Source organism: Streptomyces sp. KPB2, assembly GCF_003950055.1.
Lineage (GTDB): Bacteria > Actinomycetota > Actinomycetes > Streptomycetales > Streptomycetaceae > Streptomyces > Streptomyces salinarius.
The window spans coordinates 5353667-5367205 of sequence record NZ_CP034353.1 but is presented as its reverse complement, the minus strand read 5'-3'; the positions used below and the strand labels follow the sequence as shown (position 1 = coordinate 5367205).

The window sequence follows — 13539 nt, the reverse complement described above, 5'->3', positions numbered from 1 at the left end:
CGCCGAAGGGCAGCGCGGCACCGCCGCCGGGCACGGGTGCGTCCGGCCCGCCCGCCGTGCCGCCGCCCTCCGCGCCGGTGCCGGCGCAGCGTTCGGGCGGTGCGCCCGCCGCTCCCCCGCCGTCCGCGCCGCCCCGCAGGCGCACCGCGTTCGCCGAGGGTGTGGACCGGCTGCGCGCGGCTGCGGTCACCGAGCCGGGGCGGCTGCGGATCATCGGCGCGCTGCTCGCCGCGCTCGTGATCGCCTTCGGGGCCGTCACCGCCTGGCAGATGAACGAGCGGACCGCGGCGGCCGACGACGTGCTGACCCGCAGCCAGCCGCTCAGCTCCGCCGCGGCCGGCATCTACCGTTCCCTCGCCGAGGCCAACACCGCCGCCTCCAGCGGCTTCCTGGCCGGCGGCCAGGAGACGGAGGACTCCCGCACGCGGTACGACAACGGGATCCGCGCCGCCGCCGAGGGCCTCGTGACGGCCGCCGCCAACTCCGAGCCGAAGTCCCCGGCGGCGAAGACCATCGCCGAACTCAACCGCCTGCTGCCCGAGTACAAGGGCCTGGTCGAGCGCGCCCGCACCTACAACCGGCAGGGCTTCCCGGTCGGCGGCGCCTATCTGCGCTACGCCAACGAGAAGATGCAGAAGGAGATGCTCCCGGCGGCGGAGGACCTGTACACCAAGGAGAACCAGCGGCTGAGCGCCGACTACGCCGACGCCAAGCCCTACCCCTGGGCGGCGATCGCCCTCGGCGTGGTCCTGCTCGCCACGCTGGCCTGGGCCCAGCACCGGCACTACCGGCGCACCAACCGGGTGCTGAACCACGGTCTGGTCGCCGCGACCGCCGCCTCCGCGATCGTGCTGCTCTGGCTGGTCGTCGGCCACGGCGTCGCCCGCTCGAACCTGACCGACTCCTACGAGCACGGCGTGCGCTCCCTCAACGCGCTGAACGAGGCCCGCATCGCCTCCCTCAAGGCCCGGGGCAACGAGAACCTGACCCTGGTCTCCCGCGGCGCGGAGACCACGAAGGTGGACGGCAAGACGTACGACGCCTACGACCTGGCCTTCGGCAAGAACATGGACGCCCTCGGCAAGGCGCTGGCCGAGGCGGGGCGCCTCGCCGACGACGCGGCCGGCGAGCAGCCGGTCGGCACGGCGAACGGCAACATGGCGGAGTGGAAGAAGCGGCACTCCTCGGCCCGTGAGCAGGACGAGAACGGCAACTACCAGCAGGCGCTGGACCTGGTGATCGGCGGCGACGGCGCCACGGTCGAGTGCTTCGACGGCGTGGACGCCGCGCTCGCCACCGCGCTCGACCACGAGAAGGCGGAGTTCGAGCAGGCGGCGGGGGACGGCCTGGACGCGATGGGCTATCTGCCGCAGGGCGCCGGGGTGCTCGCCGGGCTGGGCGCGGCCGGCGCGCTGATCGGCATCGGCCGCAGGCTGTCGGAGTACCGGTGAGACGGGGTGCGGGCCCCGCGGGCCGGTGGGAAGGGGAGCCGGTGCGGCCCATGGAGACAGTGCCCGGGGCAGGGGGCGTGAGGATGCGTGCTGGGCGGTTGCGGACCGGTCTGAAGGGCTGGGGCGGTGTGGCGGCGATGGCCCTCGCCTGCGCCCTCGCGGTGCTGGCGGCCCTGCTCCTGCCGATGGTCCACGCGCACGGCGGGGGCGACGGCACGGACGACGGCGGTCACGGCGTCGCCCACGGCAGTCAGGCGCGGGCCGCGCAGGAGTGCACGGACCCGGAGAAGCAGACCCTGGCCCCCTCCGGCGACGACGGGCCCACCATCGACGAGATCCGCTCCCGCGAGGGCGAGAAGCGCAAGCTGATCGTCGGCGTCGACCAGAACAGCTACCGCTGGGGCTACCGCGACCCGAACAGCGGCGGCGACGCCGAGTTGGAGGGCTTCGACATCGATCTGGCGCACCGGATCGCCGAGGACATCCTGGGTGACGCGGACGCCGTGCAGTTCAAGGCGATCCCCACCGACCAGCGCATCCCCGCCATCCAGGACGGCCGGGTCGACATGGTGGTCCGCACGATGACGATCAACTGCGACCGGCTGGAGGACGTCGCGTTCTCCGCTCCCTACTTCCGGACCGGCCAGCAGGTCCTGGCGCCCAAGTCCTCGAAGATCACCGGCTACGACGGCACCCTGGCCGGCAAGGAGATCTGCACGGCGGCGGGTTCGACGGCGTTGAGCACGCTGGAGCAGGACCGGGCGGACGGCACGCTGCCCGACGGCGTCGACCTGCGCACCACGGTGCCCAACCAACTGGACTGCCTGGTACGGCTCCAGCTCGGCGAGGTCGACGCGGTCGTCACCGACGGCGCCCTCGCCGCCAGCCAGGCCGCGCAGGACCCGACGGTCGAGCTGAAGGGCGACGCCTTCACCACCGAGTACTACGGCGTGGCGATGAAGAAGGACGCCGACGATCTGGTACGCCGGGTCAACCGGGTCCTCGAGCAGTGGCGGGCGGACCGGGCCGGGGGGTGGCAGCACTCGTACGACCAGTGGCTGTCGGAGACCATGGACGACGCGGCGAAGTCGCTGCCGCCGACCCCGCAGTACCTGCGCAAGAACTGAGGAGCGGCGGGCGCGGCGCAGGCCAGGAGAGAGCACACGCACGGCACAGGAAAGTCCGCTACGGCGAGAGGTGATCGATGGGCGACACGGGACCCACCGGGCCGGTGATGGACCGGGACGAGGTGGACCGTGCGCTGGCGCGGCTCGGCGCGGAGCACGAGGCGATCGAGACCTCGCTCCTCGCCCTCCAGGACCACGCGGGCCGCAGACTCCTCGAGGGCGCCGAGCTGACCGGCGTCACCGCCGAGCGCTGGAGTGCCGCGGAGGCGTCGATCACGCTGCTGTGGACCTACTTCGACGCGTACACGGGCGCGTTGCGCACCGCCCGGGAGATCCGTTCCCGGCGGCGCTGGTCCAGCCGCGAGGACCTGGTGGAGCTGACGGAGCTGCTGCGCGGCGAGGCCGTCACGGTGTCCGGCGGCGCCGCGGCCGCCGCCAACGCGCCCACCCTGCACGGCGGTCCGGGCCGGCTCAGCGAGCGGTACACGCTGGCGACGCTGGTGGACCGGATGAACCAGCTCTACGCGACCTCCCTGGACATGGTGGTCGCCGCCGACGCGGTGTGGTCGGCGCTGCCCGCCCGGATCGATTTACTCGCCGCCGAGCTCCGGCGCACCCGCAAGCTGGCGCACTCGGTCGGCGTGCGCCCCGGCGAGCACCCGTCCGGGGACGACCTGGAGCGGATCACCCGCACCCTGACCCGGCTGCGCGAGCAGGTCGTCTCCGACCCGCTGGCCTTCTGGACCCCCGCCGAGGGCAGTTCGGCGCCGGGCGGCGGCCGTCCCGACACCACGGTGTACGACCGGGAGGCGCGGGCGCTGGAGGAGGTGCGCCGGGAGATCGACGCGGTGCTGGCCGTGCGCCAGGACGCGGAGCAGCGGATCCTGCGGCTGCGGGACGTGCTCTCGCGCGCGGACCGCACGCTGGCCGAGGCGCGTACCGCGCGCGGCGAGGTGCTGGCGAAGATCGCCGCGACGGAGGTGCCGGTGGTCGGCGGCCCGCCGATCGTGCTGCAGGAGCAGCTGGCGGCGGCCGCCGAGTACCGCAGACACGCCCAGTGGCACCGCCTGTCGCCGCTCCTGGAGTCCCTGGAGGAGAAGGCGGAGGACGAACTGCTGCGGGCCCGCGAGTCGTTGACGGCGGTCACCGCGCCGCTCGCGGTCCGTGCCGAGCTGCGTGGCCGGCTGGACGCGTACAAGGCGAAGATGGCCCGGCTGGGGCACGCCGAGGACCCGGAGCTGGCCGAGAAGTACGAGAGGGCGCGCCGCATGCTGTGGAGCGCGCCCTGCGACCTGCGCGTCGCCGAACAGGCCGTACTGCGCTACCAGCACGCGGCGGCCGAACTGCTCGCCACCACCGCCCCCCGCGTACCCGGCCAGGCCGGCCCGGCGGACCGGACGGGGCCTGGCACATGAGCGAGAACCGGGTGGGAGCGAGAACCGGCGCGGCGGCGAGGACCGGGGCAGGAGCGACGGCCGGCACGGGAGCGGGAGCCGGCGCACGAGAGGTTGCCGGCGCGGGAGTGAGAACCGGTGCAGGAGCGGGAGCCGGCGCACGAGCGGTGGCCGGCACGGGAGCGGCAACCGGCGCGGGAGCGAGGACCAGCGCGAGAGCGGCGGCCGGCGCGGGAGTGAGAACCGGTGCAGGAGCGGGAGCCGGCGCACGAGCGGTGGCCGGCACGGGAGCGGTGGCCGGCGCCGGAGCGAGGACCAGCGCGAGAGTGGCGACCGGCGCGGGAGCAAGGACCGGTGCACAAGCAGCGGTCTGCGCGGGAGCGGCAACCGGCGTGGGAGTAGTGAGGACCGGCGCGGGAGTGAGCAGGGGGAGGCAGCGTCATGAGTGAGGCAGGGCGGACGTGTCAGCGTCCCGGCTGCGGCGGGACCTACGAGGACATGGGCGGCGGCGAGCTGTACTGCGACACGTGCGGTCTCGCGCCGGTCGTCGCGGCGGGCGGCGCGCTCGGCTCCACGCCGACCGGCATCACCGGAGGCGGGGGCGCGGGCGCGGGCCGGGGTTCGCGCGGCTCGTCGGGCAGCGGCGGTTCCCGCTCCTCCCGCAGTTCCCCTACGTCGTCGCAGTCGTCGAGGTCCCGGCGCTCGGTGTCGGGCCGGCTCTCGCGCGCCGTGTCGGGCCGTTCCACGGGGCGTTCGGTGTCGGTGCGCAGCTCGGGTTCGGGCGCGGGTTCCACCGGGCGCGGGCGCCTCGGCGTCGGTCTGGTCGAGGTGCCGGCGGTGCCGCGGCCCGACCCGCGCGAGATGGTCATGGACCGCCCGGAGGTGCCCGAGCGCAAGCGGTTCTGCTCCCGCTCGGACTGCGGGGCGCCGGTCGGGCGGTCGCGCGGCGAGCGGCCGGGCCGCACGGAGGGCTTCTGCACCAAGTGCGGCCACCCGTACTCGTTCGTGCCCAAGCTGAAGTCCGGGGACGTGGTGCACGGCCAGTACGAGGTGGTGGGCTGCCTCGCCCACGGCGGCCTGGGCTGGATCTACCTCGCCGTCGACAGGGCGGTCTCCGACCGCTGGGTGGTCCTCAAGGGCCTGCTGGACACCGGCGACCAGGACGCGATGGCGGCGGCGATCTCCGAGCGGCGCTTCCTCGCCGAGATCGAGCACGCCAACATCGTGCGGATCTACAACTTCGTCGAGCACCTCGACCAGCGCACCGGCTCCCTCGACGGCTACATCGTCATGGAGTACGTCGGCGGCAAGTCGCTCAAGGAGATCGCCAACGCCCGGCGCTCCCCACAGGGCCGGCGCGACCCGCTGCCGGTCGAACAGGCCTGCGCGTACGGCATCGAGGCGCTGGAGGCGCTCGGTCACCTGCACAGCCGCAAGCTGCTGTACTGCGACTTCAAGGTCGACAACGCCATCCAGACCGAGGACCAGCTCAAGCTCATAGACATGGGCGCGGTCCGCCGCATGGACGACGACGAGTCGGCCATCTACGGCACGGTGGGCTACCAGGCCCCGGAGGTCGCCGACGTCGGCCCGTCGGTGGCGTCCGACCTGTACACGGTGGGGCGCACCCTCGCCGTGCTGACCTTCGACTTCCAGGGCTACACCACCGTCTACGCGGACTCCCTGCCGGACCCCGACAACATCGACGTCTTCCGGCGGTACGAGTCGTTCTACCGGCTGCTGGTGCGGGCCACCGACCCCGATCCGGCCCGCAGGTTCGCCTCCGCCCAGGAGATGGCGGAGCAGCTGACGGGTGTGCTGCGCGAGGTGGTCTCGCTCCAGACGGGCCGGGCCAGGCCCGCCGTCTCCACCCTGTTCGGGCCCGAGGTGCGGGTGACGGACACGGAGCTGTTCCCGCGCCTGGACGGCGAGGTGTCGCGGCTCGGCGCGAGACCGGTCCGTGCGCGGGGCCGCCGGGGCGGCTCGGGTGCGGCACCGGCCCCGGCCGGCGGTCCGGGCCCCGCGCTGCCGGGCGGGACCGGGCCCGCCGTGGGCGCGCCGGGCGGGACCGTCGCACACGCCCCGCCGACCGGCCCCGTGGGCACGCCGGGCACGCCGGGCACGACGACGGGGGCGCCGGGCGGCCCGAGCGCGTCGCTGCCGGGTGCCGTGAGCAGCGTCGGCGGTCTCGGCACCGCGGCCTCCGGCCTGGTCAAGGCGGCCGACGCGCCCACCGCCACGCTCGCGCTGCCGGTCCCCCGGGTCGACGCCGCGGACCCCAACGCGGGCTTCCTGGCGGGCCTGATGGCGTCCGCGCCGGCCGAGCTGCTGACCGCGCTGGCCGCCGCGCCGGCGCCGTCGACCGAGACGCGGCTGCGGGAGATCCGGGCCCGGCTGGAGAACGGCGACGCGTCGGGTGCGCTGGCCGTCCTCCGGGACCTGGAGGACGAGCGCCCCGACGACTGGCGGGTGGTCTGGTACCGGGGCCTGGTCACCCTGGTGACCGGCGCCCACGAGGACGCCGCGCTGGCCTTCGACGCGGTCTACGACGCCTTCCCGGGCGAGATCGCGCCCAAGCTGGCGCTGGGCCTGTGCGCGGAGGTGCTGGGGCAGTTGGACAACGCCGCCGAGTACTACCGGCTCGTGTGGGCGTCCGACCCGAGCCATGTCAGCGCGGCGTTCGGGCTGGCCCGGGTCCAGCTGGCCGGCGGCGACCGGACCGGTGCCGTACGGACGTTGGAGTCGGTGCCGGAGTCGTCCGTCCACTGCACCGGAGCGCGCGTGGCGGCCGTACGGGCGCGGCTGCGGCAGCGCACCGCGGCCGCGGGCGACCTGGAGTTCCTGGACGATCTGGTCGCCGCCGCGCGGCAGGTCGAGGCGCTGGACGTGTACGGTCTGGATCCGGCGCGGCGCGAGCAACTGTCGGCCGAGGTCCTCGGTTGCGCGCTGGACTGGGTACTCTCCGGAGGTCGGGGTTCCGTCCCTCCCGCCGCCGGGGGACGGACGCTGCTCGGCAGCGGCCTGGACGAACGCGGACTGCGCTTCGGCCTGGAGCGTTCGTACCGCACGCTGGCCCGGCTGGCGCGGGGCGGCGAGGAGAGGATCGACCTGGTGGAACGTGCCAATCGTTACCGCCCCCGGACGTGGGTGTAGTTGATGTCGCAGATGCCCCAGCAGGCCGCTGTGTCGAAGTGCCCGAGCTGCGAGGAACCCCTCGAGTCGGGTGACCGTTTCTGCGGTGCGTGCGGATACGACCTGTCCGTCGTGCCCGCGCGGCCCGAGGACAGCCCCACCCTCGCCGTCAACGGCGCGGTGCCCGCACCGGACGGCGTGGACTGGCCCGTGGCCCGGGACTCGGACGGCCACGGCCGGCCCGCCCCGGTGCACGCGGCGGCCGAACTCCCGGGCACCGACTCGGGCGGCTCGCCGCTGCTGCCGCCGCCCCCGCCCGCCCCGCCGGCGGCACCGCCCGCGGCACCGTCGGCCGCCGCGGAGTCCTCCGCGCCCGGCGTGCGCTTCGACCGGCCGGACGAGCCCGACGAGTACCCCCTGCAGGCGCCCGACCCGCGGCTGACCGCCGAACAGGACGCCGCCGCCCCGGTGCCGGCCCCGCCCGCCGGGCCGCCCGCCGCCGAGAAGGTGTGCGTCGCCTGCCGCGCGGGCCGGGTCGACGACGACGGCTACTGCGAGAACTGCGGGCACGCCCAGCCCCGCGAACGCGACCACATGGAGCAGGAGTCGGGCCCGATCGCCGCCGTCAGCGACCGCGGCCTGCGCCACCACCGCAACGAGGACGCGTTCTCGGTGGGCTGCACCGCGCTGCCCGACGGCGCCCCCGCCTCCATGGCGATCGTCTGCGACGGCGTGTCCTCGGCGACCCGCCCCGACGACGCCTCGCTCGCCGCGTCCCGGGCGGCCGGCGAGTCGCTGCTGGGCGCCCTGCCGCGCGGCACGCACCCGCAGCAGGCCATGCACGACGCCATCCTCGCCGCCTCGCACGCGGTCAACGCGCTGGCCGACGAGCCCGCCACCGCCCGCGAGCAGGCCCCGCACCAGAACGCGCCCGCCTGCACCCTGGTCGGCGCCGTGGTCACCGCAGGTCTCCTGGTCGTCGGCTGGGTCGGCGACAGCCGCGTCTACTGGGTGCCGGCCGACCGCTCCACCCCGCCCGCCCGGCTCACCGAGGACGACTCGTGGGCCGCGCAGATGGTCGCCGCCGGTCTGATGAACGAGGCCGAGGCCTACGCCGACGAGCGCGCCCACGCGATCACCGGCTGGCTGGGCGCCGACGCCTACGAACTGGAACCGCACACCGCGTCGTTCAAGCCGGACCGGGCCGGCGTGGTCGTGGTCTGCACGGACGGCCTGTGGAACTACGCGGAGTCCGCCGAGGAGATGGCCGACGCCGTGCCCCTCGACGCCGCCGCCCGCCCGCTGCACGGCGCCCGCGTATTGGTCGGCCACGCCCTGGACGGCGGGGGCCACGACAACGTAACAGTGGCCCTCCTGCCGTTCCCCGCCCCGCCGCAGGGGGCAGGATCGGCCTGAGGCCCCCGCACGGGTACGGGTTTCAGGGGTGGCCTCGCGGACCGCAGGGGGCGGTCCGCGCACAAGGAGCCAGGACCCCCCGCTGGGGGGGACGTAGAGGGGGATGCGATCCGGCATGGCCAATTTCTCGAAGTCGAACGTGCCGCAGTTCGCGGTGGACGTCTACCAGAACGAGTACCTGCCCGAGGGCGGCCGCGAGGTCAACGCCATCGTCACGGTCACCGCGACCGGCGGCGGCACGATCGGGAGCGCGGTCGCCGCGCCCCACCTGTACTCGCCGGGCCAGGGCCCGTCCGCCGCCGTGGCGTTGATGGTCGACTGCTCGGGCTCGATGGACTATCCGCCGACCAAGATGCGCAACGCCCGCGACGCCACGTCCGCCGCGATCGACACGCTGCGCGACGGCGTCCACTTCACGGTCGTGGCCGGCACGCACGTGGCCAAGGAGGTCTACCCGGGCGGCGGCCGGCTCGCGGTCGCCGACGCCACCACCCGGGCGCAGGCCAAGCAGGCGCTGCGCAGCCTCGGTGCGGGCGGCGGCACCGCCATCGGCACCTGGCTGCGGCTGGCCGACCGGCTGCTGGCCACCGCGGACGTCGCCATCCGGCACGGCATCCTGCTCACCGACGGCCGCAACGAGCACGAGTCGCCGGAGGACCTCGGAGCGGCACTCGACGCCTGCGCCGGGCGTTTCACGTGCGACGCCCGCGGCGTGGGCACCGACTGGGAAGTGAAAGAAGTCACAGGGATCGCCTCCGCCCTGCTCGGCACCGCCGACATCGTCGCCGATCCGGCCGGTCTGGCCGCGGACTTCACGCGGATGATGGAGACGGCCATGGGCAAGGAGGTCGCGGACGTCGCGCTGCGGCTGTGGACCCCGGTCGGCACCACGGTGAAGTTCGTCAAGCAGGTCGCGCCGACGGTCGAGGAGCTGACCGGCCGCCGTACCGAGGCGGGACCGCGGGCCGGCGACTACCCCACCGGTTCCTGGGGCGACGAGTCCCGTGACTACCACGTCTGCGTGGAGGTACCGGCCGCCGGGCTCGGCCAGGAGATGCTGGCCGCCCGCGTCTCCCTGGTCATCCCGGAGCCCGGGGGCAGCGTCCAGAACCTCGGCGCGCAGGGTCTCGTACGGGCCGTGTGGACCGACGACATGGCCGCCTCCACGTCGATCAACCCCCAAGTCGCCCACTACACCGGGCAGGCCGAACTGGCACAAGCCATCCAGCAAGGGCTGGATCTGCGCAAAGCGGGAGACATCGACGGAGCAACGGCCAAACTGGGCCGCGCGGTTCAGCTCGCCGGCGCCTCCGGAAACGCCGATACGGCGAAACTGCTTGCGAAGGTGGTGGACGTGGTGGACGCGGCGGCAGGTACTGTGCGACTGAAAGCGAAGGTCGAGGAGGCGGACGAGATGACTCTCGAGACCCGGTCCACCAAGACTGTTCGTGTGAAGAAGTGACGCACACCAACCGCGCGACACTCCCGCAAGAGAGGGAAGCTCCGACATGCCGACCTGCCCGAACGGACACCAGTCGGGTTCCGACGACTGGTGCGAGGTCTGCGGTCACCGCATGGCCGGTGCCGTGCCGCCCCCTCCGCCGCCCCCGCCGCCCGGCGGCGGCTACGGCTTCCCGCCGCCCGCCGGTCCGGGTGGGCCGGGCGGCGGCCCCGGTGGCGGTCCGGGCGGTCCCGGCGGCGAGCCGCAGCTGTGCCCGCAGTGCCGCACGCCGCGTGAGGGCGGTGCGCCGTTCTGCGAGGAGTGCCGGTGGAACTTCCTGACCAACACCGCCACGTCGTACACCCCGGCCGCCCCGCGCCCGCCGGCGCCCGGCCCGGCCCCGCACTTCGGACAGCCGCCGACGGGTCCCTCGGGCCCGTCCTTCGGCGGCGGTGACGCGTACGACTACCAGGGCTCCCGCCCGTCCCAGATGAACCGCCCCGCCGAACCGATTCCCCCGGGCCCGCCGCCCTTCGGCAGCGACCCGTCGGGCCGCGGCGGCCCCGGGGGGCCGGGCGGCGCTCCCGGTGGTCCGGGCGGCGGTCCCGGCGGCCCCTTCGGCCCTGGCGGGCCCGGTGGGCCTGGCGGTCCCGGAGGCCCCGGCGGTTCTGACCGGCCCGGTGGCTCCGGTGGTCCCGGTGGCTTTGGCAACCCCGACGGGCCCAACCGCCCCGGCGGGCCCGGCGGTTTCGGTGGTCCCGGCGGTCCTGGTGCTCCCGGCGGCCCCGAGCGGCCCGGCGGCTCCGGTGGTCCCGGTGGTCCCGGTGGCTTTGGCAACCCCGACGGGCCCAACCGCCCCGGCGGCCCCAACGGTCCCGGCGGTTTCCCGGGCCCCGGTGGTCCTGAAGGGCCCGGCGGTCCGGGCGGTCCCAACGGTCCCGGTGGCTTCGGCGGTCCCGGCGGCCCTGACGGACCCGGTGGCTTCGGCGGCTCCGGCGGCCCTGACAGGCCCGGCGGTTTTGGTGGTCCCGGCGGTCCGGGCGGTCCTGGTGGCCCCGAGCGGCCCGGCGGTCCGAACGGTCCCGGCGGCTTCGGTGGACCGGGTGGCCCCGCCGGTCCCGGTGGTCCGGGCGGTCCCTCCGGTCCGCCGCCCCCGCCCGGTTTCGGTACCGATCCCTCGCGTCCGGTGCCGCCCCCGCCTCCGCCCCCGCCCGGTGGCGCCGGCGGTCCGGGCGGCCCCGGTGGTGCCCCGCAGGGGTTCCAGTCCGGTCCCCCGGCCCCGCCCGCCTTCCCGCAGGAGACCAACCGCCCGCAGCAGGGCGGCCCGGCCTTCGGCGGCGGCGGTGACGACGACTGGGTGCTCTCCCCGCCGACGTCCGGCGGCCCGGGCGGTCAGGCCGGTCCCGGCGGTCCGGGCGGCCCGGCCCAGGGTGGCGGCTACGGCTACCCGCAGCCCGGCGCCACCCAGGCCCCGCCCGGTCCCGGCCAGGGCTTCCCGCAGCAGCCGCAGCGGCCCCAGCAGCCGACCACCTGGTCGGCGACGATCGGCCCGGACCGCGAGTACTTCATGGCGATGATGCAGCGCTCCGGCCCCGAGGCCGCGGGCCTGAACCTGCCCGCGTACTCGCCCGAGCAGCAGCGCACGCTCACCGGCAACCAGATCACCATCGGCCGCCGCCGGCACTCCACCGGCGACACCCCGGACATCGATCTGGCCGTGCCGCCGGAGGACCCGGGCGTCTCGCACCAGCACGCGGTGCTGGTGCAGCAGCCGGACGGCAACTGGGCGGTCGTCGACCAGAACTCGACGAACGGTACGACGGTCAACGGCGGCGAGGAGCCGATCCAGCCCTTCGTGCCGGTGCCGCTCCAGGACGGCGACCGGGTGCACGTCGGCGCCTGGACGACGATCACGATCCGCCGGGGATAGCCACGGCGGTGCGCCCGAGGGGGCCTGCGTCAGGCGAACGGCCAGGCGTACGGCCCCTCGGGGTCGTCCAGCCACGCCCAGGCCCGTTCGCCGCTGACGGTGATGCCGTAGCGCTCGCGGCGCGGGGCGTCCTCACGGTCCCACAGCGCGTACGCCTCCTGCGGGTCGAGGCCGCCCCGGCTCAGCGCCAGCAGGAAGCGGAACAGGTCGTCCTCCCGGGCCCGGCGCGGTACGCCGCCCAGGCCCGGCGTCTCGGGCTCGGCCCGGTCCGCGCCGCGCAGCGGTACGAAGTACGCGGGCGTGGGCAGGAAGCGCCCCTCGGCGTGGTCGGCGTCGCGGACGGTGAGCACGACGAGCCCGGTGGCCAGCGGGGTCAGGATCCGCCCGCCGGGACGGCACTGGGCGGTCCACGCGCGGGGTATCGAGGGCAGCTCGCAGGTGGCGAGGATCCGGTCGTAGGGGGCACGCTCGGGAACGCCGCGGGCGCCGTCGCCGGTGACGACGGCCGGGTGGTAGCCGGCGGCGTCCAGGTGCCGGCGGGCGGACTCGGTGATCTCGGGGTCCAGGTCGACGGTGGTGACCAGGTCGTCGGCGCCGAGCCGGTGGGCGAGCAGGGCGGCGTTGTAGCCGGTGCCGGCGCCGATCTCCAGGACCCGGTCGCCGTCGCGCACGTCCAGCTCGACCAGCATCATCGCCATCAGCGAGGGCTGGCTGCTGGAGGAGAGCAGTTCGCCGTCGCGCATCCGGGTCGCCAGCGGGGCGTCGGCGTACGCGCCGCGCACCCAGTGCTCGCGGGCGGCGGGGTCGGGGTGCTCGCCCCACCGGCGTTCGTAGCCGCCCCGGACGCCGACGTAGTAGTACGGCACGAAGAGGTGGCGCGGGACCGCGAGGAACGCCTCCCGCCACACCGGGTCGGCCGTCCAGGCGCCGCTCAGCTCGATCTCGCGCACCAGCTCCGCCCGCGCGGAGGCGGCGAGGCTGTCCAGGTCCTCGTACCCGCCCATGCCTCCACAGTACGGGCCGGGCGGGGCCTCGGGCAGGGTCCCCGGGCGGGGTCCCGGCCAGTCCTAGGTCTTGAGTCCTATGCCCCCGGGTCTGAGACCATGGACGGCGTGAATGAGATTCGGCGCGGCACGCTTCAGGAGCAGACCTTCTACGAGCAGGTCGGCGGGGAGGAGACCTTCCGCCGCCTCGTCCACCGCTTCTACGAGGGAGTCGCCGAGGACCCGATCCTGCGGCCGATGTACCCCGAGGAGGACCTGGGTCCGGCCGAGGACCGTTTCGCGCTGTTCCTCATGCAGTACTGGGGCGGCCCGACGACGTACAGCGACAACCGGGGCCACCCGCGGCTGCGGATGCGGCACGCCCCCTTCGTCGTCGACCGGGCCGCGCACGACGCCTGGCTGAAGCACATGCGGGTCGCGCTCGACGAGCTGGGGCTGTCCGAGGAGCACGAGCAGACGCTGTGGAAGTACCTGACGTACGCGGCGGCCTCGATGATCAACACTCCCGACTGACGGACTGACCGGCTTCTGGGCTGACGGACGCATTCCGGTCAGCCGACGCCGGATTCCGGTCACGATCCGGTCAAGTCCCGCTCCCGAGCGCTTACTTCGACGTCCCCACCTCTGACAGCATCCCGGCGAGG

Annotated in this window: 9 protein-coding genes; 8 read left to right on the top strand and 1 reads right to left on the bottom strand. The window is 75.0% G+C overall.

All coding sequences use genetic code 11. From position 1 onward, the window contains the following. Positions 1-77 precede the first annotated feature (77 nt). The 7 genes from D1J63_RS24165 to D1J63_RS24135 all read left to right on the top strand — a co-directional run bounded on the left by D1J63_RS24165 (position 78) and on the right by D1J63_RS24135 (position 11891). A complete protein-coding gene (locus D1J63_RS24165) occupies positions 78-1451 on the top strand; it encodes a hypothetical protein (RefSeq protein WP_125635758.1) in 1374 nt (457 codons plus the stop codon). Between the two features lie 83 nt (positions 1452-1534). Further along, positions 1535-2578 carry a glutamate ABC transporter substrate-binding protein gene (locus D1J63_RS24160; RefSeq protein ID WP_125631600.1) on the top strand — a complete coding sequence of 348 codons (1044 nt, stop codon included), beginning with the start codon at positions 1535-1537 and terminating at the stop codon, positions 2576-2578. Between the two features lie 77 nt (positions 2579-2655). After that, the gene (locus D1J63_RS24155) at positions 2656-3993 is read left to right on the top strand and encodes a hypothetical protein (protein WP_125631598.1); all 1338 of its coding nucleotides are present in this window, start codon (positions 2656-2658) and stop codon (positions 3991-3993) included. Between the two features lie 420 nt (positions 3994-4413). Continuing rightward, positions 4414-7125 (top strand): serine/threonine-protein kinase, encoded by a 2712-nt coding sequence (locus D1J63_RS24150; protein ID WP_125631596.1) that lies wholly within the window; start codon positions 4414-4416, stop codon positions 7123-7125. A gap of 3 nt (positions 7126-7128) precedes the next feature. Next, positions 7129-8520, top strand: a complete 1392-nt coding sequence (locus tag D1J63_RS24145) for a PP2C family serine/threonine-protein phosphatase (protein WP_125631594.1) — start codon at positions 7129-7131, stop codon at positions 8518-8520. Between the two features lie 115 nt (positions 8521-8635). After that, positions 8636-9982 (top strand): VWA domain-containing protein, encoded by a 1347-nt coding sequence (locus D1J63_RS24140; RefSeq protein ID WP_125631592.1) that lies wholly within the window; start codon positions 8636-8638, stop codon positions 9980-9982. 46 nt (positions 9983-10028) lie between these two features. Beyond that, on the top strand, positions 10029-11891 hold the full coding sequence (locus tag D1J63_RS24135; protein ID WP_125631590.1) for an FHA domain-containing protein: 1863 nt from the start codon (positions 10029-10031) through the stop codon (positions 11889-11891). Positions 11892-11920: 29 nt separating this feature from the next. Here the strand turns inward: D1J63_RS24135 and D1J63_RS24130 are convergent, their stop codons facing one another. Next, entirely contained in the window at positions 11921-12895 is a 975-nt protein-coding gene (locus D1J63_RS24130) for a methyltransferase domain-containing protein (protein ID WP_125631588.1), read from the bottom strand. A gap of 99 nt (positions 12896-12994) precedes the next feature. On the opposite strand from D1J63_RS24130, the gene D1J63_RS24125 reads away from it, so the two are divergent. Continuing rightward, entirely contained in the window at positions 12995-13408 is a 414-nt protein-coding gene (locus D1J63_RS24125) for a globin (RefSeq protein ID WP_061444711.1), read from the top strand. Positions 13409-13539: the final 131 nt, after the last annotated feature.

Bases quoted from the DNA above. Each gene is read 5' to 3' on its own strand.
- D1J63_RS24160 (WP_125631600.1), top strand. From the start codon at position 1,535: ATGCGTGCTGGGCGGTTGCGGACCGGTCTGAAGGGCTGGGGCGGTGTG.
- D1J63_RS24155 (WP_125631598.1), top strand. From the start codon at position 2,656: ATGGGCGACACGGGACCCACCGGGCCGGTGATGGACCGGGACGAGGTG.
- D1J63_RS24150 (WP_125631596.1), top strand. From the start codon at position 4,414: ATGAGTGAGGCAGGGCGGACGTGTCAGCGTCCCGGCTGCGGCGGGACC.
- D1J63_RS24145 (WP_125631594.1), top strand. From the start codon at position 7,129: ATGTCGCAGATGCCCCAGCAGGCCGCTGTGTCGAAGTGCCCGAGCTGC.
- D1J63_RS24140 (WP_125631592.1), top strand. From the start codon at position 8,636: ATGGCCAATTTCTCGAAGTCGAACGTGCCGCAGTTCGCGGTGGACGTC.
- D1J63_RS24135 (WP_125631590.1), top strand. From the start codon at position 10,029: ATGCCGACCTGCCCGAACGGACACCAGTCGGGTTCCGACGACTGGTGC.
- D1J63_RS24130 (WP_125631588.1), bottom strand. From the start codon at position 12,895: ATGGGCGGGTACGAGGACCTGGACAGCCTCGCCGCCTCCGCGCGGGCG.
- D1J63_RS24125 (WP_061444711.1), top strand. From the start codon at position 12,995: ATGGACGGCGTGAATGAGATTCGGCGCGGCACGCTTCAGGAGCAGACC.